Here is an 18,347-nt window from a genome sequence, read left to right as displayed (position 1 = left end):
TGACTAAAAATTCGTTAAGATCATAGCAATTTTAAACATTTTACTTTGACCTTTTTCGAGTTGGACGTGAAGAGTGACTGTCCCCGAGATCAAAGTCAACGATATAGAGAAAATTTAGGTAGCCAAATGATCGACTCAGAAGGTTTCCGACCCAACGTCGGGATCATTTTGGCAAACGATGACGGACAAGTTTTATGGGCAAAACGCATTGGTCACAATGCTTGGCAATTTCCACAAGGAGGGATCCAGTTTGGAGAAACCCCTGAACAGGCACTTTATCGTGAACTGAGAGAAGAAGTCGGTTTATTGCCCGAACACGTCCAAATAGTAGCGCAGACTAAAAGTTGGCTGCGTTATCGTTTGCCACATCGGTACATTCGGTCAGATTCTGATCCGGTATGTATTGGACAAAAGCAAAAGTGGTTTTTACTGAAATTAACGGCATCGCCGCATCATATTCAGTTAAATCTATCAGACCCACCCGAGTTCGATGAATGGCAATGGGTGAGTTACTGGTATCCATTAGGTCAAGTAGTGAACTTCAAAAGAGATGTTTACCGCAGAGCCATGATGGAGTTGTGTTTACAATTACCGTAGCGTTAATCGTCAACAAATCATCACTTTAAGCAATGATTTTTGATTATAGAGCTGTTATAACTAGACCGATAACGATTTATAAATTGGAGTAAACATCCATGTCAAACATGCAACTCGACACGCTTAGACGCATTGTGCAAGAAATTAATGCGTCCGTCAGTTTGCATGATTCTTTGGACATTATGGTCAATCATGTAGCTGAAGCGATGCATGTAGATGTATGCTCCATTTATTTATTGGATGAACGAAACAAACGCTATGTGCTCATGGCTTCAAAGGGTTTAAAACCTGAAGCTGTTGGACACGTTTCTTTGAGTGTTGGTGAAGGCCTCGTCGGTTTAGTCGGTAAACGTGAAGAAATTGTAAACCTAGATAACGCACCTAAGCATGAACGCTTTGCTTATTTGCCCGAAACAGGTGAAGAGCTATTTAACTCATTTCTTGGCGTACCCGTGATGTATCGCCGTAAAGTGATGGGCGTTTTAGTTGTTCAAAATAAAGAGTCTCAAGACTTTAGTGAGGCGGCTGAATCATTTTTGGTCACCTTATGTGCGCAACTCTCAGGGGTAATTGCCCATGCGCATGCGGTCGGAAATATTGATGTTTTCCGCAAACCGACCAGTGGTTCATCTTACAAAACATTCCAAGGGGTTTCAGGTGCTGGAGGGATTGCATTAGGTCGTGCCATCGTGCTCTATCCCCCAGCCGATCTTGCTGCAATTCCTGATCGTGAGGCTGAAGATATCAGTGATGAACTTGACCTATTAGATCAAGCGATTGCAGCAGTACGTTTAGATATCCAATCTCTAGATGAGAAAATGCAAGATTCATTGATGTCAGAAGAACGCGCATTATTTAGCGTATTTTTACGAATGTTAGATGAAAATGTATTGCCAAGTGAAATCAAAGATCATATTCGTGCAGGTAGTTGGGCACAAGGTGCGGTTCGTAAAGTCATTGATAAGCATGTAGCACTTTTTGCACAAATGGAAGATGATTACTTACGTGAACGCGTCTCTGATCTCAAAGACCTCGGTCGCCGTATTTTAGCCTGCTTACAAGAAAATGATTCGAGCCACCGTGAACTTAGCCCAGACAGTATTTTAATTGGTGAGGAAATTAGCACGGCGGCTTTAGTTGAACTTCCTGTTGATAAAATCGCTGCGATTGTGACTTCTGAAGGTGCAGCGAATTCACATATGGTGATCGTTGCACGTGCGTTAGGTATTCCAACTGTTGTCGGTGTGACTGAGTTACCCATCACCACGCTTGATGACATTGAAATGATTGTCGATGCTTATCAAGGGCGTATCTTTGTTAATCCACCACGTCGTTTGCGTCAACGTTATAAAGAAGTCCAGAAAGAAGAAGAACAAATCGCAAAAGATTTAAAGCAATACGAAACCAAGGATGCAATTACACCTGATGGTGTTTCTATTCCGTTGTTCGTCAATACAGGTTTGATGATTGATGTGGTTCGTGGGGTGCAACGTGGTGCAAAAGGTGTCGGTTTATATCGTAGTGAAATTCCATTTATGCTACGCGAACGCTTCCCAGGTGAAGAAGAACAACGTGCCATCTATCGTCAGCAGTTGAGCCATTTTGCCAATAAGCCCGTGATTATGCGAACTCTCGATATCGGTGCAGATAAAGATTTGCCTTATTTTAGTATTGAAGAGGAAAACTCGGCATTAGGTTGGCGTGGTCTTCGCTTTACTCTGGATCATCCTGAAATTTTCTCAGCGCAGATTCGTGCGATGCTAAAAGCCAGTATTGGTTTGAATAATTTGCATATTTTGTTACCGATGGTGACAAGTGTCAGTGAAGTTGAGGAAGTCTTGTATCTATTGGAACGAGACTGGTTAGCTGTACAAGAAGAAGAACAAGTCAAAATCACTAAGCCTAAAATTGGGATCATGGTTGAAGTACCGAGTGTACTTTTACAAATTGGTGAGTTTGCGGAGCTAGTCGACTTCTTTTCAGTTGGCTCAAATGACTTAACCCAATATTTATTGGCTGTTGATCGTAACAATCCTCATGTTGCTAACGTATATTCGCACTTTCATCCGTCTGTATTACGTGCTTTAAACCGTTTGGTAGAAGATTGCCATATTTATCAAAAACCAGTCAGTGTCTGTGGTGAAATGGCAGGAGATCCATTATCTGCCATTTTACTGATGGCGATGGGTTTCAATACACTTTCCATGAGTTCTAGCAATATATTAAGAGTTCGTAAAGCGATTTGTCATGTCCCAATGAGTGATGCAAAACAACTCTTAGATGATGTTTTACACATGAATAACCCTCTGGTCATCAAAAGTTGGCTTGAACACTACTTTAAAACTCATGGCCTTGCAGATATGGTCAAATCAAATCGTTTAGTCAGTTAACATGATTGTAGAAAATAAAAAAGCGATCATTACTCAGTTGATCGCTTTTTTATTTTCAGTATTTATTGATTCTGTCGTAAAAAGATCTGTTGTTTGGTTTTATTCAGGCTAACCGCTGGGAATTTACGATCATAATCAATTGCAATCAGATCTTTACCAGTTAAATTTTTAACATCAGGTTCCCATGTAATATAGTAATTCAATTCTGTATTATCTCGAACTGATGGCTGAATAGTTTGACGATGATTTGCAGGAATATTCAAATCAACTGTAAAAGGCACCTGAGATACTTGTATTTTCTTTTGTGTGATTAAGGTCGCTGGAACATCTGCCATACGGTTTTCAACCGCATATAAACGAACCGTACCTTGTTGTTGCACAACGTTATAAGTACCTTGTCCCACAAATTCAACACTGAGTGATTGAGCTGCATCCGCTTTAGTTTGATCTGACTGCGGCATAATAGATGTACATCCTGCTAAGACGGTTAAAGATAGCCCTAAACCGAGCACTAATTTCTTCATTTGTTTTAATCTCTGCAAAATTAAGCTCAAAATAACATAGCAAATTTTAATATCATGGGGTTTTACATATCTCCAACCGAGTTTATGTTTTTAGATACCAAAATTGAATATAAAAACAGGTATTAAATCCGCTCATTCACGTCAAAAAAGATTAAACAAACGCATTCTCAAATGACTATTTTTAGGTGATTTTACATAACTCCAACATGGCAAAGATGTCTCTGAATGAAAGAAATTAATCAAAGCTTGTTTCTGAATGTCAGCTTTTTTCCTACTTCTAGTTAAAACCTAGCAATCCAGTAAGTCTTTATTTTTCCATTATCTTTTATCTATTCTTAACAAATTTCATATCTACAAAAACTCAGTTGATCTTTAAGCTTTAAACAGCTTCAATCGGATAAAGCATTTATGACATCAACTTTAATCCATTGGAAAAAAAACTTTCATCAACCTAGAGTAAAAATACAAAGGATGTAAACCTCATCATTAAAAATCAATTTAGGCATCTTCATTTTTGATACCCATTTTGTAGCTGATACGGTTAAACATTCATATCTTTGAACGGTCAAACAGTTCGGATGACCCAACTCACAGGTCATCTTGATGGAGATAGAACATGAGCCAAGACGATAAAAAATGTCCTTATAGCCACTTAACCACTGATTTTGGCGCACCCGTGGTGGATAATCAGAATAGTATGACAGCAGGTGCTCGGGGTCCTTTATTAGCCCAAGATTTATGGCTAAATGAAAAACTTGCCAACTTTGTCCGTGAAGTGATTCCTGAGCGTCGTATGCACGCTAAAGGTTCTGGTGCCTTCGGTACATTTACAGTTACCCATGATATTACTCAATATACTCGCGCTAAAATCTTTAGCGAAATTGGCAAAAAAACAGAAATGTTTGCTCGTTTTACCACGGTTGCAGGTGAACGTGGCGCAGCAGATGCTGAACGAGATATCCGTGGTTTTGCCTTAAAATTTTATACTGAAGAAGGTAACTGGGATATGGTGGGTAATAATACCCCTGTATTTTTCTTACGTGATCCACGCAAATTCCCAGATCTCAACAAAGCAGTAAAACGCGACCCAAAAACCAACCTTCGTAGTGCCACCAATAACTGGGATTTCTGGACTTTATTGCCAGAAGCACTGCATCAAGTCACGATTGTAATGTCAGATCGCGGTATCCCTGCTAGCTACCGACATATGCATGGTTTTAGTAGTCATACCTATAGCTTCATTAATGCAGCCAATGAACGTTTCTGGGTGAAATTCCACTTTAGAACGCAACAAGGAATTAAAAACCTAACTGATGCAGAAGCTGGTGAATTGGTGGGTCAAGACCGTGAAAGCCATCAACGCGATTTATTCGATGCCATCGAACGTCAAGACTATCCAAAATGGACGCTTTTCGTACAAGTCATGCCAGAACAAGATGCTGAGAAAGTTCCATATCATCCATTCGATTTAACTAAAGTTTGGCCTCATGGCGACTATCCACTGATTGAAGTTGGTGAGTTTGAACTCAATCGCAACTCTGAAAACTTCTTCCTAGATGTTGAACAGTCGGCTTTTGCACCAAGTAACTTAGTGCCAGGTATTAGCGTTTCACCTGACCGTATGTTACAGGCACGTCTATTTAACTATGCGGATGCGCAACGTTACCGTTTAGGTGTGAACTATCAACAAATTCCAGTGAATGCTGCTCGCTGCCCTGTTCACAGTAATCACCGCGATGGTCAAGGTCGCATTGATGCCAACTATGGTGGTTTACCACATTATGAACCCAACAGCTTCGGCCAATGGCAAGAACAGCCGCAGTACAAAGAACCACCATTGAAAATCAATGGCGATGCAGACTTCTGGGATTATCGTGAAGATGATAATGACTACTTCAGTCAACCTCGTGCCTTGTTCGAGTTAATGACTCCTGAACAGCAAGATGCCTTATTTGGCAATACAGCACGCGCGATGGGCGACGCGTTGGACTTTATCAAGTATCGTCATATCCGCAATTGCTATGCTTGCCACCCTGCTTATGGCGAAGGTGTTGCAAAAGCACTCGGTATGACTGTTGCTGATGCGCAAACTGCCCGTGAGACTGACCCTGCTCGTCACTTACCAAGCTTTCTTTAAACCCTAAAAGATCCAAATAAAAAGCCATCTTCAGATGGCTTTTTTTATGAACTTGGGTAACAATTTAGTCAATTTCTTAAGAAAAATAATCATGTCAAAACAATTAGATCAACTGATTCAAAACCATAATATTATCTTGTTCGATGGCGTGTGTGTTCTTTGCTCAGCATGGGCAAATTTTATGATCAAGCATGATCCACGTTATCAATTCAAACTGGTTTCTGTGCAATCAGACTTGGGGCAACAAATCTTAAAAAAGTATCATTTCCCAACTGACCATTTTGAAACCATGCTCTTACTTGAGAAGGGACAATTATTCACTGAATCAACAGCTTTCTTACGTGTGATGGAATCCCTTGATTTTCCTTACAACACATTACGATATGGCAAGTTTGTTCCAAAATTTGTACGTGACTTTACTTATCGACGCATTGCCCTTAATCGTTATCAACTTTTTGGTAAGACTGAAGATTGTTATGTGATTCAAGCGAGTGATAAACAGCATTTCTTATTGGATGATGTTTTAAGATGAGAAATGCTGAACTTACAATTGCACAGATTTTAAAATTCTGTCAGCTGATTATTGCCTTTCTTTGGATTTATCAAGGTTTAATTCCTAAATTAATTTTTCAGGTAGAGGGTGAACAATACGTTTGGCAACAATTACATATTCCTGATGTGTATATACCATGGTTAGTCTCGCTTTCAGGGATTAGCGAGATCATTTTTGGTATTCTCTTTCTGTTTATAAGACATCAATATTTGCACTGGCTCAGTATTTTGAGTTTAGTTGGGTTATTTATTTTTATTCTATTCATTTACCCAAATCAAATTTACCAAGCATTTAATCCCGTCGTGATGAATATTGCATTAGGGAGTCTTTCGCTGATTTCAATCTGGTGTCTCAACGCAAAGACTCACACTAAGCCCGAATGAAATGTCCTTCACGAATACAATAAAATGGATTGACTAATTTAGATGAGGATTTCATTGCTTGTTGTAACTCATGTTCAGGAGCATTGCGGTCTTCATCAGTAAGTTGGAAAGTACGAAAATGAATGGCCAATGAACGATGCGCATGTAAATCTAAATGAGCGTGAAAAGCATCTTGTGGATTCATATGCACATATCGCATTAACTTTCGTGGCTCATAAGCACCTATGGGTAATAATGCAATACGTGCATCACCATAGCGTTCATGAATTTTTTTGAAATGCCCTGCGTAACCTGTATCACCCGCAAAGAAGCAATGTCCTGTCTTTGCTAGAAGCGAAAAACCACCCCACAAAGCTCTATTTTGATCCCGTGCTCCACGTCCAGAAGCATGTTGTGCTGGGGTATAGGCTATCTTGATTTCGTCATGAAAAGGAATTTCTTGCCACCAATCCATTTCAATCACATGTAAATGTTTTGCTAAGTAGTAACCATTACCTAAACCCGTATAAATCGGCATTTTAAATTTCTGATGCAGCCACTCCAACGTAGCCAAGTCCATGTGGTCATAATGATTATGGCTTAATAATACTGCATGAATCGTTGGAAGCTTTTCTAAAGCGATCCCTGCCGGGCAAACTCGTTGTGGGCCTTGACCTTGCTTTGGACTAACATAGTCACACCAAACAGGATCGGTTAAGAAGTTGTAAGGGCCTATTTGGATCAGAACCGTTGCATGTCCTACAAACCAAATCTGCCAATTATTTAAATCTGCGTGTGGTCTATTTTGTGGTAACTCAAGCATTTGATTACGCAAATTAGCTTCATGCGCACGATCAACATTCCAAGTATAAGATTTTCGTGTCGCTAGCCATTTAAATAAACCCTTACGATCAAAAGGCGTGAGCGGTTTTTCCAAGTTATAAAAGCGATCAATGCCACAATGGTCAGAAGACTCATGCGGAAATGGAGGTTTTCCCCAAGTATGGCTCAAGCAAGATTTGGTCGGCAATTGATAGGTTAATGTCGGCTTATCTTTCATGTACTTCTTCTTTGCTGGAATTAAATCGCACAAAATTCCGATAGAATTGGGATAATGAGCAGTCTTACTCTAACTTTTAAAATCAATCTAATTGTATGATTTTTTTAGAGGGTTTAACCACCTCTCAACAATCGAACTTGATCCTAACATAAGCTTGTTAGTTATGCTGATTTTATCTAGTCGAGTCAATACAATTTTAGGGTACATATCAAACTTTTCCACTATTTAGCTTATATAGTTTTTTTATTTTTCTAATACATTTTTTATATTTTAAGATAAAGTATATTGTTTACAAAAACAGCTATTATATAATGGACATCGAGAAGTACTTTCTAACACCCATACTTTACAATAATAGTAAGACATATTTGGATCAGTCTAATGGAATTACGTCATTTACGCTACTTCATTACGGTTGCAGAAGAGCTTAGTTTCAGCAAGGCTGCACTAAAGTTACATACAGCTCAACCCTCTTTAAGCCAACAAATCAAAGACTTAGAGGATGATATTGGTGTTCAATTATTTTATCGCACCAAACGTAAAGTTGAATTGACTGAGGAAGGTCTGGTTTTTTTAGAACAAGCACGCTTAACCTTAACTCAAGCGGACAAAGCCATTACTATGGCGCGACAAGTTGCGGCAGCAAAAGTACAATGCCTAAGAATCGGATTTGTACCTTCTGCTGAAATTAGAATTTTTCCCTACATTTTCCCTAGGTTACGTATAAAAACCCCTAAACTGCAAATCAACACATTAAACTTAAAAGAAAGTGATCAAATCGCAGAATTAAAAAAAGGTGATTTAGACATTATTTTTATTAATCAAGACTTTCAAAATGAATATTTTGCCAGTCAATTGGTTTTGAAAGAACCGTTAATTTTTATCTTGCCGAAACAGCATCCTTTAGTGGAGTTTAATGCATTAAATATTGAACAACTGAATGGATTGGAACTGACCATTCTATCACATAAAATTTCTCAACCATTGGCTCAAACGATTCTGAAATACAGCGATCAGCATCAAATTAAATTTAAATCGGTCCACGAAACCAACACGATCGCTGAATGTATTCAAGCAGTACATAGTGGTTTGAGTTGCGCGATTTTACCTTCTTATATGCAAGCACTTGCGACGGATCAAATCGTTGTTCGCCCATTAAACTACCCTCTGCCGAGTCTCGATGTATTTATGAGTTTCCATCGAACCTCACCAAGCCAAGCAGCAGAACAATTTTTGGAAGAAATTAGACAAGTTTTCGAGCTAGAACAGTTAGCACTTTATGCAAGCTAAGAAAAAAGCCGATTTAAATCGGCTTTTTATTTGTCTACTTAGGCTGGATCACTAAAAAACGCTACAAATTTTTGATAACTTTCACGCTGTTTTACATTTTCTAAATATTGTTCTATTACGGGATGAGTCTGTATTTGACCAATTTTCAACTGCCAAAATAACATTGCTGCAACCATCACATCTGCTGTGGTAAATTGTTGCCCACATAAATATGGATCAGCCTCATTTAAGCCCTGAATAAAGGCATGATAAGCTTCTTCATAATCACCATAGCCCACAAACATTTTCTGATCAGATTTTATCTCTACACCCAACATTTTGTTGGTCGATGCTGCTTCCCAAGGTCCAGAAATAAACATAAGCCAACGATAGTACAACCCTCGCTTAGGATCATTGAGTGCTGGTGCTAAGCCCTTATCCGCGAACTTATCTGTCAAATATGCACACACTGCTCCAAGCTCATAAATCACTATATTTCCATCGACTAGAACAGGAACTTTTCCAAAAGGGTTTATTTTTAAATATTCTGGTGCCTTCATTTCTGTCTGGTAAGCCACTTCTATTCGCTCACAGGCAACCCCCAGCTCAATGAGCAACCAATCAACAACCATACCGCGAGACTGAGTATTTGTATAAAATTTAAGTGTCATTTTTCATATTTCCTTGTTTATTGGTGTTATTAAAATTTAATCGTTCACATTGTCAGTTTTTGTCAGTAGTCGAACGGCATACTTCCTGAGTCCACCATTGTTGAAAAAGTTGTTGTTTGAATTGTGGATAGAGCTCTTGGCTTAAATTTAAACTTTGCATACGATCAAGTCGAAAATTTCGAAAATCATTGCGTAATTCACACCAAGCAGCGAGCACAATCTTGTCATTAAAATACCCAAGTGCAAACGGCCAAACGGTTCTCGCACTGGTACGTTGCTGTTCATCAACATAATCAAAGAAAATTTTAACTTGAGATCGAATCGATACTCTGACTTGCTCAACCAATATTTGATTGACAGGTAGCCATACGTTAAAGGCTCTTAATGTGGTTTGCTGTAATAAACTTTGCCGATGTTCAGGTAATACCGCATTTAATTTTGCTAACACTGAAATTGATGCTTCATTCAAAGCTTGGTCAGGAATACTTTTGAGCCAATATAGGGCTAAAAACATGGCTTCAATTTCATTTTCATTCAAGGTCATTGGAGGAAGCAAAAAATCTTCTTTAAGCTGAAACCCCAATCCTGCCGCTGCATCAATTTGAACGCCTTGTTCACGCAAAGTGTCTATATCACGATAAACGCTACGCTGACTAATCTGCAAACGCTCAGCCAAAACTTGTGCGGTGACTGGATAACGATATTGTCGAAGGAGTTGTAATAAATTCAGTAATCGAATAGAACGACTCATGCTATCCCTATTGTTATTATTGATGATGAGAAAATCAGCTTTCTCACCATCTTATCTTTGCAAATAATGTGAATCGCTTAACTTTCAGTAATCACTGCGCGTTCCAATATACTTTGCAAATAAGCATGTAAATCCTGCACATTATGAGCAATCGTTAAAGGCTGGTATTGTTGCAAAGTTTCAATACTATGCACCCCATAGCTGACGCCAATACGTGGCATATTCAGATTTCGAGCCATCTCTAAATCGTAACTGGTATCCCCCACCATAATGGCGCATTCAACGGCTACATCCAACTCAGCAAGAATCTCCTGCAACATCAATGGATCAGGTTTAGATTTGGTCTCACTAGCTGCACGGGTAATATCAAAAATCTGATGACTATTGGTTTGACTTAATACACGATCTAAACCTTTACGACTTTTACCCGTCGCAACTGCAAGCTTGATCCCTTGTTGTTTTAAGTCAGCCAACAACTCTGCCACACCACTAAACCATGCATCGCCTTTTGAGTTTGCAACATAATGATCTGCATAGCATTGCAAAATATCTTGCTGCAAATCTGGAACCTGCGGAAATAAGATTTGCATCACTTCAGGTAAACCTAAGCCAATGATACTTTTTGCAGCTTCATTCGTTAAAGGCTGCTCAAACTGCTGCGCCGCATATTGCAAACTCGCCACGATTTGTCCAACCGAATCGAATAAAGTGCCATCCCAATCAAAAATCACCAATTCGATATTTTGACTCATTTCTGCTTTCTCAATTCATTGATCACTTGTTGCATATCTTCTGGCATTGGCGCTTCAATCACTGGATAGTTTGGTATTTCTAAGCGCATGGCATGTAGGCATAAACGACGTGCTTCAGGACCTTTATAGTCTGTATTGTGTCCATATTTATCATCACCAACTAAAGGATGACCAATACTTAAACCATGTACACGGATTTGATGGGTACGTCCCGAAAGCGGTGACGCATGCACCAAAGTCGCTGTCTTAAAACGTTCAACCACTTTCCAGTCAGTCTTACTCGGCTTACCGTCTTTGGTCACACGGACACGACGTTCACCATTGGCAAGCTCATAACGCAATAAGGGCGCATCAATCAATTGCTGATCCAAACTGACTTGTCCTTTGACAATCGCCGCATACGTTTTTTGAATTTTATGCTCGCGTAGTAAATCCTGAAGCAGTTTTAAGGTACTACGTTTCTTACTGATCATAACCAAGCCCGAAGTATCTCGGTCAATACGATGGATCAGTTCCAAATATTTTTTACCTGTCGCAGCACGCAAGGCTTCGATTAAACCATATGCCACACCACTGCCACCATGGACGGCAATACCAGACGGTTTATTCACGACCAATAAGCCTTCATCTTCGTAAACCACACGACTAAGCAGGCTTTGCGCCACGCCATCACTCACTGGTGCCGCGCTTTCATCCTTTTGTTCATAACGAATTGGTGCGACACGAATCTGATCGCCAATATTCAAACGTGTTTCCGCTTTTATTCTTTTTTTGTTTACACGTACTTGTCCTTCACGAATCAAACGGTAGATTCGACTCTTCGGTACACCTTTTAATCGGGTAAATAAAAAATTATCTATTCGCTGCCCGTCTTGATGCTCATCCACGTCAAACCAAGTGACACTTTGCCATTGTTGTGTAGAATTCATACGCTCGATTAATCCAAGATTTGCTAAATATGATTAAAAATTGATCATTTAGCTAAGTTATTTCACAAGAAACCTAAACTTAGCCCATAGGCAGATGCCGCAAGGTTTGATATATTCAGCGCACGGATACCACCGTAAGTGAGCATCAGATCAGAAATTTTATTTAGATAAAATTTTAAATCGACGAGATACTCACCAATAACTCGGATAGGTCCTAAAGAATTATGCCGACGCCGAAGGCTTATTATATCGGCAAAATGGCAAACTGTTGCGTTTAATTGTGCATCAGCACATACAGTTTGTTCAGAAAAAATATGTTGCCAACAAATTTGTTGGTTATTAAACGTAAACTGATCCACATCAGACAATTTGCTCCCTGATGTCGCATTCAGGCTAAAGCGTTGATGCATTGGAACTGCTAAGCAGAGATACGATGATCATTCCGTATCACGAGACTTCCAGATGGATCGACTTCAATGCTTAATGACAGTGAAAGTCACCATCCAATGCACCGCTCACCCGCCAGTGAAGCGTCTAGGAACTTTGATTATGCTGGGTCTAACGATATTTAACAGATGCAAAACATGGATGAAATATCATTAGACTGAAGATTAAGGCACTATTGCTGACATCGAAATAAACGTATCAAAGCACAAACTGAATATTTACAGTCAGTGGTTTCAGAGCATCATGTACAAAGCTGCTTCTGAATCTTGATCGCGCCAATTTGATGTTTGCTCAAAAGTATCGGGCTGATTGTTTGTGTGCATCACTATTAGGTGTCACACCCATGAAACGTATGTTGATTAATGCAACCCACGCCGAAGAAGTTCGCGTTGCACTGATTACTGGTAATCGTCTTTACGATTTCGATTTAGAAAATCGTACTCGTGAACAAAAAAAATCAAATATTTATAAAGGTCATGTCACTCGCGTTGAACCTTCTTTAGAAGCAGTTTTCGTTGAGTACGGCGCACAGCGTCAAGGCTTTTTATCTATGCGAGAAATTGCAAACTCGTATTTCAAAGCGGATCCTCGTCAAACTTCAAATATTCGTGAACTCATCACTGAAGGCACAGAATTATTGGTTCAAGTCGAAAAAGAAGAGCGCGGTAACAAAGGTGCTGCGCTTTCTACTTTTATTTCTCTTGCAGGGCGTTATTTAGTACTTATGCCAAACAACCCGAAAGGTGGCGGTATTAGCCGTCAGATTTCAGGTTCTGTGCGCGAAGAACTCAAAGAAATTCTATCTTCTTTAAATGTACCTCGTGGCATGAGCGTCATTGTTCGTACTGCGGGTATTGGTCGTACACAAGAAGAATTGCAACTTGATTTGCAACATTTACTTGACCTTTGGGCTCAAATCCAAGGTTCAGCAGGTTCTGGTCCATCACCAATGTTAGTTCACCAAGAAGCAGGTGTAGTGACACGTGCGATCCGTGATTACTTACGTGATGATGTTGCAGAAATCCTGATTGATAGTGAACAAGCTTATAACGAAGCCTATAACTTCGTAAAAGCAGTCATGCCACGCCAACTTGATAAGTTAAAAACTTATACCTTGAATGAGCCTCTATTTGCTCACTTCGGTATCGAAAGCCAAATTCAAACCGCTTATGAACGTGAAGTTAAACTTCCGTCTGGTGGTTCAATCGTCATTGACCAAACTGAAGCTTTAGTTTCAATCGATATTAACTCGGCGAAATCAACGCGTGGTCATGATGTTGAAGAAACTGCTTTAAACACCAACTTGGAAGCAGCTGAAGAAATCGCACGTCAACTTCGTTTGCGTGATATTGGCGGTTTAGTCGTAATCGATTTTATTGACATGACCAAAGACCGTAACCAACGTATGGTTGAAGCGAAATTACGTGAAGCAACGCAAAGTGACCGCGCACGTATCCAATTCGGTCAACTGTCACGTTTTGGCCTCATGGAAATGAGCCGTCAACGTTTACGCCCTTCTTTAGAAGAAGCGACTGGCTACGTTTGCCCACGCTGTCATGGCACGGGTATGGTCCGTGACTTACGTTCATTGTCACTTTCGATTATGCGCAAGGTCGAAGAAATTGCTTTACGCGAGCGTCAAGGTGAAGTTCAAGTTGAAGTTCCAGTTGAAATCGCAGCATTCTTATTAAATGAAAAGCGTCACAGCCTTGTATATCTGGAGCAAACTTCCAATGTGCGTGTCACCATTTTGCCGCATCCACATTTAGAAACGCCACACTATGAAATTCAGTACAATCCAGCAGGCTTTGCGCCTTCAAGCTATGAACGTACTGAAGCGACCCGTGACAGTGAAAAACAACTCGGTTATGAGTCTTCTGAATGGCATTTAGAAGAAGCAGAGCACACGCATGCTGCACCTGCACAAAACAATGCCGCAGCGCAGCAAAAGAAAGCTGCACAACAGCAAGCAGCTCAACCTAAACAAACACAACAAGCAGTTGCACAAAAGTCAGCTAGTCCTTGTGCTTGGTTAGAAAATTTATTTGTTCAAAAGCAAGCGCAAACCACTGATCAATCACGTTCAGCACAAAATGCAGCAGCATCAATTGAACAAATGATTAATAACGGTGCGGTAAGCCGTGGTCAATTTGGTCAGGTCAAACCTGTTACAACGACTGAAGCAGTCGCACCCGTTGCAAATAATGCTTATATTTCACAATCACCAGTGAAACAAGAAGCACGTGAATCATTTGAGAAGGATGAGAAATCTCATCGCCCAAATCAATCGCAAAATCCGAAGAAACGTAAGCATAAAGAACAACGTGAACATCATTCACATGCACATGAGCAACAAAATCAAGTGCAGGAAGAAAATGTTCAAGCTTCTTCTCGTCAAGAGCAACCATCACGCCAAGAGCAACGTGAGTTAAAGCGTCAGCAAAAACGCCAACAACCACAAGAACATCAAAACCAACAGCAACATCATGATGCTGTACATGGTAATGATACAAACGCGTTACCACGTCGTGATCGCAATAACCAACAGCGTCCAAATCGACCAAACCGTCATCGTGACCAAAGTGTTTTAAATGAAACTGCTGCGGTTACACCTGAAACTGTAGTGAATCCTCAACAAATTAAAGTTGATGTGATTGATGCACCTCGCGCAGAACCAATGAACACAGCATTGATCGTAAATATTGATCAAGGTCAGAGTGAAATTGTTGCATTAAACCAACAACAGGCTAATCCAGTTACAAAAACTGAAACAGCACCTGTTGCTGTAGAGCAAGCTGAAGTCCTTGAACCTGTTCAAACAGAACAAGTGGCTACAGAAGTTGAAGAAGTGACATCAACTGAAGCTGCTCCAGCACCTGTAAAACGTGCTAGCAATGATCCACGTTCACGTCGTCGTCATCGTGATTCGCAATCATCGCCTAAAGCCATTGTGCCTAAAGTTGTACCGTCACAAATTCCAACGTTAGCTCAGTACACGATGAGTAGTCTGATTCGTCATGTATATGGTGAAGACTGTACTATTTTGATTGAGCAATTCGGCTTAGTGACAACATTTAATCGTGCATTACAGAAGTTTGCTGAGCAATATGCAAACACTTTAGTGGTTGAAGCTGTTACTGAAGAAAAACGTCCCGTAACCCGTGATGCTGAACTTCCAACTCAAAAGCAAACTGAAGAAGTTGAACCTGCACCTGTATTGGCACTAACTCCACCTGAAGCACCTGCTACTCGTGTTGCAAATGATCCTCGCGAACGTCGTCGCTTGGCTAAACTTGCCGCTGAACAAGCTAAGGAAGCTCATATCGCTGCAAATACGACTGCTGCACCTGTTGAAAGCACCGAATCGAAAGAAGAAGTGCCAGAAACAGTCGTTAATATTATTGCAGATGAAACAGTATCCACTCCAGCGCAACAACCACTAGAACTAGACAGTACTGATGTTACTCCAGCAGAAGCCGCACCAGTTGAAGCTTCTGAGCCAGTAACATCGACTGAAACTGTTCAAGCTGTTGAAAAAGCTGAGCCGACTGAAGCAGAACTAGAGGATGAAGCAGCGAAGGCAGAAAAGGAAAAATCTAGCCGCCCTCGTCGCCCTCGTGGAAGACCACCTAAAAAGAGCACAACTGGCAATGAATAATTTGCTAAATTGCACTCAATAAGGCAAAGCCTAGTCATTTCGATGACTAGGCTTTTTTGTTATTTTGTCAGATTAGGTTGATTGCTCTAGGAACTTACCAGTAAAAATAGCATTAACAACAATGATGTTAATGGTTGTGTTCTAACAGATAGCCATTTTTGGACTAATCGAAAAATAAAACAGGATTGATATGAGCCAAACTACGCAGACCGATATTATTACCCTTAGTGATGTTGCTACTAGACTTCCAAACTTCATCACCAAAGTACCTCATATTCTCAATGGACTTAAACAAGCATATATACGAACGCCAACTTCACCTGCTGGTTTAGGCATTGCCTTTGAAAAAGCAGTCAAGCGTAACCCTCAAGGCATCGCTCTGTTATTTGAAGATCAAAGCTACAGCTACCAAGCACTGAATGAATGGGCAAACCAAATTGCGCATTACTATTTATCGCTTGGCGCTAAAAAAGGTGATGTAATTGCAGTGATGGTTGAAAACCGTCCTGAACTGATTGCTACGATTGTTGCTTTAGCTAAAATTGGTGTCACGATCGCACTCGTAAACACATCACAAGTCGGTAAAGTCCTCGCTCATAGCATTAATTTGGTTAATCCAATTGCAGTGATTGCAGGTGAAGAAGTCCGTGCTGCGATTGATGAAGCTCGCCCAGAATTAAAAGTGCCACAAGATCGTTTCCACTGGTTTGCTGATCTAGAAACACGAAAAAATGCAGGCATTGCACCTAAAAGTTATGTCAATCTGGCACAACAAATTGATCAATTTCCTAAATTCAATCCATCTACCACACGTACAGTAACGGGTAAAGATGGTTTATTTTATATTTATACCTCTGGTACAACGGGCCTACCAAAAGCTGTTATTTTCACACACAGCCGTTGGACTCTAGCTTACGGCACGTATGGACATATCCTTAACCTCGGTAAAAATGACGTGATGTATGTGACTCTTCCACTCTATCATGCGACAGGTGTGGTGGTGTGCTGGTGTGGTGTAATTGCAGGTAGTGCAACGCTTGCTGTACGTCGTAAATACTCAACCAGTGCATTTTGGAAAGATGTTCAAAAGTTCAATGCTTCGGCAATTGGCTATGTTGGTGAACTCTGCCGTTACTTAATTGATGCACCAGTCACCGAACAAGATCGCGCTCACCGTGTCACCAAAATGATTGGTAACGGGATGCGTCCAAATATTTGGGGTAAGTTCAAAGAACGATTTGGTGTAGAAGAAGTACTTGAACTTTATGCATCAAGTGAAGGTAATGTAGGTTTTAGTAATATCTTTAACTTTGACAATACAGTTGGCTTCTCTCCTACTCCATATGCAATTGTTGAATTCGATAAAGAAAAGAATGAGTTGGTTCGCGATAAGAAAGGCAACTGTAAAAAAGTCAAAACAGGTGAAGTCGGCTTACTCGTCGGTAAGATCACTAGCCGATCACCCTTCGATGGCTATACAGACCCAGAGAAGAACAAATCTGTTATTTTAAAAGATGTGTTTAACAAGGGCGACTCATACTTCAATACTGGAGACTTGGTTCGTGATATCGGCTTCCGTCATGCGCAGTTTGTAGACCGTTTAGGCGATACTTTCCGTTGGAAAGGTGAAAACGTTTCTACAACTGAAGTTGAAAACATGGTCTGCGAATATGACAAAATTGTAGAGGCAGTGGTGTATGGTGTTGAAATTCCAAATACCAATGGTCGTGCAGGTATGGCAGCAATCACGTTGGTCGATGGCGCAGAACTCAATGATGCTGATCTAAGCGCTATGGTGAATGTATTTAAAAAATGCTTACCATCTTATGCAATTCCAGTATTTTTACGCATTCAAGCAAAAGTTGAAACCACTGGTACATTTAAATACCAAAAGAATAAACTTAAAGAAGATAGCTTTAACCCAAGCAAAACATCTGAACGTTTATTGGTTTTATTACCAGGTACAAACAGCTATAGTGATGTAAATACTGAAATCTTTGATAACATTCAAAGCTATCAGTACCGTTTCTAGTTTATTTTTTAGCTAAACAAGAGGAAATCGTGCTTTTTATAAACAATCATGCAGATGTTTTTAAATTTCCTCTTGTGTTAGCTGAATAAGTTGCTAGAATACGCAACATCAAAACGAGATGGGTCGTTAGCTCAGTTGGTAGAGCAGCGGACTTTTAATCCGTTGGTCCCGCGTTCGAGTCGCGGACGACCCACCATCTAATGTTTTGAACCCTT

15 protein-coding genes and 1 tRNA gene are annotated in these 18,347 nt (G+C 40.2%); 9 read left to right on the top strand and 7 right to left on the bottom strand.

Features of this window, described 5'->3' with window-relative positions; translation table 11 throughout:
- The first annotated feature begins 126 nt into the window (after nt 1–126).
- Complete coding sequence (locus O1449_RS01970; protein ID WP_269228918.1) at nt 127–597, top strand: RNA pyrophosphohydrolase; 471 nt, start codon at nt 127–129, stop codon at nt 595–597.
- Nucleotides 598–695: 98 nt separating this feature from the next.
- Nucleotides 696–2,987, top strand: a complete 2,292-nt coding sequence (ptsP, locus tag O1449_RS01965) for a phosphoenolpyruvate--protein phosphotransferase (RefSeq protein ID WP_269228919.1) — start codon at nt 696–698, stop codon at nt 2,985–2,987.
- 62 nt (nt 2,988–3,049) lie between these two features.
- Here the strand turns inward: ptsP and O1449_RS01960 are convergent, their stop codons facing one another.
- On the bottom strand, nt 3,050–3,511 hold the full coding sequence (locus tag O1449_RS01960; RefSeq protein WP_269228920.1) for a hypothetical protein: 462 nt from the start codon (nt 3,509–3,511) through the stop codon (nt 3,050–3,052).
- A gap of 616 nt (nt 3,512–4,127) precedes the next feature.
- Here O1449_RS01960 and O1449_RS01955 point away from each other — a divergent pair.
- The 3 genes from O1449_RS01955 (at nt 4,128) to O1449_RS01945 (ending at nt 6,584) form a co-directional block, all read left to right on the top strand.
- Entirely contained in the window at nt 4,128–5,648 is a 1,521-nt protein-coding gene (locus O1449_RS01955) for a catalase (protein ID WP_269228921.1), read from the top strand.
- A gap of 91 nt (nt 5,649–5,739) precedes the next feature.
- Nucleotides 5,740–6,180 (top strand): thiol-disulfide oxidoreductase DCC family protein, encoded by a 441-nt coding sequence (locus O1449_RS01950; RefSeq protein WP_269228922.1) that lies wholly within the window; start codon nt 5,740–5,742, stop codon nt 6,178–6,180.
- The gene (locus tag O1449_RS01945; RefSeq protein ID WP_269228923.1) at nt 6,177–6,584 is read left to right on the top strand and encodes a DoxX-like family protein; all 408 of its coding nucleotides are present in this window, start codon (nt 6,177–6,179) and stop codon (nt 6,582–6,584) included. The genes O1449_RS01950 and O1449_RS01945 overlap by 4 nt, the downstream gene beginning before the upstream one ends.
- Here O1449_RS01945 and O1449_RS01940 read toward each other — a convergent pair.
- Nucleotides 6,571–7,623 (bottom strand): MBL fold metallo-hydrolase, encoded by a 1,053-nt coding sequence (locus O1449_RS01940; protein ID WP_269228924.1) that lies wholly within the window; start codon nt 7,621–7,623, stop codon nt 6,571–6,573. The genes O1449_RS01945 and O1449_RS01940 overlap by 14 nt on opposite strands.
- Nucleotides 7,624–8,004: 381 nt before the next feature.
- Between O1449_RS01940 and O1449_RS01935 the strand changes: the two genes are divergently transcribed.
- Nucleotides 8,005–8,913 (top strand): LysR substrate-binding domain-containing protein, encoded by a 909-nt coding sequence (locus O1449_RS01935; protein WP_269239021.1) that lies wholly within the window; start codon nt 8,005–8,007, stop codon nt 8,911–8,913.
- Between the two features lie 38 nt (nt 8,914–8,951).
- On the opposite strand, the gene O1449_RS01930 is transcribed toward O1449_RS01935, so the two are convergent.
- The 5 genes from O1449_RS01930 to O1449_RS01910 all read right to left on the bottom strand — a co-directional run bounded on the left by O1449_RS01930 (nt 8,952) and on the right by O1449_RS01910 (nt 12,405).
- Nucleotides 8,952–9,563 (bottom strand): glutathione S-transferase family protein, encoded by a 612-nt coding sequence (locus tag O1449_RS01930; protein WP_269239020.1) that lies wholly within the window; start codon nt 9,561–9,563, stop codon nt 8,952–8,954.
- A 52-nt stretch (nt 9,564–9,615) separates the two neighbouring features.
- Nucleotides 9,616–10,314 (bottom strand): helix-turn-helix transcriptional regulator, encoded by a 699-nt coding sequence (locus O1449_RS01925; RefSeq protein ID WP_269228927.1) that lies wholly within the window; start codon nt 10,312–10,314, stop codon nt 9,616–9,618.
- Nucleotides 10,315–10,391: 77 nt separating this feature from the next.
- Nucleotides 10,392–11,066 carry an HAD-IA family hydrolase gene (locus O1449_RS01920; RefSeq protein ID WP_269228928.1) on the bottom strand — a complete coding sequence of 225 codons (675 nt, stop codon included), beginning with the start codon at nt 11,064–11,066 and terminating at the stop codon, nt 10,392–10,394.
- A complete protein-coding gene (locus O1449_RS01915) occupies nt 11,063–11,995 on the bottom strand; it encodes an RluA family pseudouridine synthase (RefSeq protein ID WP_269228929.1) in 933 nt (310 codons plus the stop codon). The genes O1449_RS01920 and O1449_RS01915 overlap by 4 nt, the downstream gene beginning before the upstream one ends.
- A 62-nt stretch (nt 11,996–12,057) precedes the next feature.
- The gene (locus tag O1449_RS01910; RefSeq protein ID WP_004659153.1) at nt 12,058–12,405 is read right to left on the bottom strand and encodes a hypothetical protein; all 348 of its coding nucleotides are present in this window, start codon (nt 12,403–12,405) and stop codon (nt 12,058–12,060) included.
- Nucleotides 12,406–12,785: 380 nt separating this feature from the next.
- On the opposite strand from O1449_RS01910, the gene O1449_RS01905 reads away from it, so the two are divergent.
- The 3 genes from O1449_RS01905 to O1449_RS01895 all read left to right on the top strand — a co-directional run bounded on the left by O1449_RS01905 (nt 12,786) and on the right by O1449_RS01895 (nt 18,328).
- On the top strand, nt 12,786–16,100 hold the full coding sequence (locus O1449_RS01905; RefSeq protein ID WP_269239019.1) for an Rne/Rng family ribonuclease: 3,315 nt from the start codon (nt 12,786–12,788) through the stop codon (nt 16,098–16,100).
- Between the two features lie 190 nt (nt 16,101–16,290).
- Nucleotides 16,291–18,132 (top strand): long-chain-acyl-CoA synthetase, encoded by a 1,842-nt coding sequence (locus O1449_RS01900; protein WP_269239018.1) that lies wholly within the window; start codon nt 16,291–16,293, stop codon nt 18,130–18,132.
- A 120-nt stretch (nt 18,133–18,252) separates the two neighbouring features.
- Nucleotides 18,253–18,328: transfer RNA gene (locus O1449_RS01895), tRNA-Lys, on the top strand.
- Nucleotides 18,329–18,347: the final 19 nt, after the last annotated feature.

Origin of the sequence: Acinetobacter sp. TR3, assembly GCF_027105055.1 — a bacterium.
GTDB lineage: Bacteria > Pseudomonadota > Gammaproteobacteria > Pseudomonadales > Moraxellaceae > Acinetobacter.
The sequence above is the reverse complement of the archived record's forward strand: the minus strand, read 5'-3'. Positions and strand labels throughout refer to the sequence as shown.

Coding starts and splice junctions, on each gene's coding strand:
- O1449_RS01905 (WP_269239019.1), top strand. CDS start 12,786: ATGAAACGTATGTTGATTAATGCAACCCACGCCGAAGAAGTTCGCGTT.
- O1449_RS01925 (WP_269228927.1), bottom strand. CDS start 10,314: ATGAGTCGTTCTATTCGATTACTGAATTTATTACAACTCCTTCGACAA.
- O1449_RS01955 (WP_269228921.1), top strand. CDS start 4,128: ATGAGCCAAGACGATAAAAAATGTCCTTATAGCCACTTAACCACTGAT.
- O1449_RS01915 (WP_269228929.1), bottom strand. CDS start 11,995: ATGAATTCTACACAACAATGGCAAAGTGTCACTTGGTTTGACGTGGAT.
- O1449_RS01900 (WP_269239018.1), top strand. CDS start 16,291: ATGAGCCAAACTACGCAGACCGATATTATTACCCTTAGTGATGTTGCT.
- ptsP (WP_269228919.1), top strand. CDS start 696: ATGTCAAACATGCAACTCGACACGCTTAGACGCATTGTGCAAGAAATT.
- O1449_RS01940 (WP_269228924.1), bottom strand. CDS start 7,623: ATGAAAGATAAGCCGACATTAACCTATCAATTGCCGACCAAATCTTGC.
- O1449_RS01930 (WP_269239020.1), bottom strand. CDS start 9,563: ATGACACTTAAATTTTATACAAATACTCAGTCTCGCGGTATGGTTGTT.
- O1449_RS01970 (WP_269228918.1), top strand. CDS start 127: ATGATCGACTCAGAAGGTTTCCGACCCAACGTCGGGATCATTTTGGCA.
- O1449_RS01935 (WP_269239021.1), top strand. CDS start 8,005: ATGGAATTACGTCATTTACGCTACTTCATTACGGTTGCAGAAGAGCTT.
- O1449_RS01950 (WP_269228922.1), top strand. CDS start 5,740: ATGTCAAAACAATTAGATCAACTGATTCAAAACCATAATATTATCTTG.
- O1449_RS01945 (WP_269228923.1), top strand. CDS start 6,177: ATGAGAAATGCTGAACTTACAATTGCACAGATTTTAAAATTCTGTCAG.
- O1449_RS01920 (WP_269228928.1), bottom strand. CDS start 11,066: ATGAGTCAAAATATCGAATTGGTGATTTTTGATTGGGATGGCACTTTA.
- O1449_RS01960 (WP_269228920.1), bottom strand. CDS start 3,511: ATGAAGAAATTAGTGCTCGGTTTAGGGCTATCTTTAACCGTCTTAGCA.
- O1449_RS01910 (WP_004659153.1), bottom strand. CDS start 12,405: ATGCATCAACGCTTTAGCCTGAATGCGACATCAGGGAGCAAATTGTCT.